This window comes from Oleiphilus sp. HI0086 (assembly GCF_001635225.1).
In genome coordinates, this window is record NZ_LWFZ01000135.1 from 1 (window position 1) to 474 (window position 474).

At 42.2% G+C, this 474-nt stretch carries 1 protein-coding gene; it reads left to right on the plus strand.

Annotation, left to right across the window (positions count from 1 at the left end):
• Positions 1–16: 16 nt before the first annotated feature.
• Positions 17–474 (plus strand): 30S ribosomal protein S2 (rpsB, locus tag A3756_RS01940; RefSeq protein ID WP_068552799.1); only part of this gene is annotated, 458 nt, incomplete at its 3' end.

The window sequence follows — 474 nt, forward strand, 5'->3', positions numbered from 1 at the left end:
ATTAAAGGAAAAGAACATGGCATCAGTATCTATGCGTGACCTGCTTAAAGCAGGTGTACACTTTGGTCACCAAACTCGTTACTGGAACCCTAAAATGGGTAAGTACATCTTTGGTGCTCGTAACAAAATTCACATCATTAACCTGGAGCAAACAGTTCCTGCGTTTAATGAATCTTTAGCTTTCGTTAAAAAGCTGTCAGAAGGTAAGAACAAGGTATTGTTCGTTGGTACTAAGCGTGCTGCTGGCAAGATTGTTAAAGAAGAGGCAAGCCGCGCTGGTATGCCTTACGTAAACCACCGTTGGTTGGGTGGTATGTTGACTAACTACAAAACGATTCGTCAGAGCATTCGTCGTTTCCGCGATCTTGAGACTCAAAGCACTGATGGTACTTTTGATAAGTTGACTAAAAAAGAATCTTTGATGCTGACTCGCGAAATGCAGAAGCTAGAGCGTAGTATTGGTGGTATCAAGGA